This window comes from Roseateles sp. P5_B10 (assembly GCF_056400485.1).
Genome location: NZ_JBFULE010001573.1, coordinates 1 through 619, shown reverse-complemented (window position 1 = coordinate 619; position 619 = coordinate 1). Strand labels below are relative to the sequence as shown.

The 619-nt window shown below is 63.5% G+C and carries 1 protein-coding gene; it reads right to left on the bottom strand.

Annotated elements, in window-relative coordinates; genetic code table 11:
- Window positions 1-619 (bottom strand): Bug family tripartite tricarboxylate transporter substrate binding protein (locus tag AC1DU6_RS34645; RefSeq protein WP_477863039.1); only part of this gene is annotated, 619 nt, incomplete at both ends.

Genomic DNA, 619 nt, shown 5'->3' with positions numbered 1-619 from the left:
ATGTCATGGTGTCTATCATCACATCGACGCGGCCGCCGAGAAAGTCCGCCAGCGCCGGTGTGCTTCCGCGATACGGCACGTGGACCAGTCCCGCGCCGGTGGCCGCATTGATCCATTCGCCCAGAAGGTGATGCCCCGTTCCGAACCCGACCGAATAAAAGCTGACGGAACCCGGCTTGGCTTTCGCCGCGGCAATCAGTTCGGCCAACGAGTTGTAAGTCGAGTTCGGCCGCACGCCGACGATCATGCCGTAAGTCGATACAGTGGAAATCCATTCGAGATCCTCAACCGGATCGAACGGCAGCCTGGCGCGCATCGCGGCGGCCACCGAATGCGCACTCGCCAGCAGCAGCAACGCGTAGCCGTCCGCCGGCTCGTTCAGCACCTGCGTGGTGGCGAGCATGCCGCCGGCACCGGGTTTGTTCTCGATGACTACCGGCTGGCCAAGCCGTTTGGACAGCCGATCGCCAACCAGCCGCGCCGCAGTATCGGAGCTTCCGCCGGGCGCGAAACCGACCACGATGCGAACCGTCCGGTTTGGATAATCGTCGGCGGCAAGCCCTTCCGTCACCAGGAGTACGCAAGCGAACAGGATCGCGAAGGTTGCTCGGACCCATGT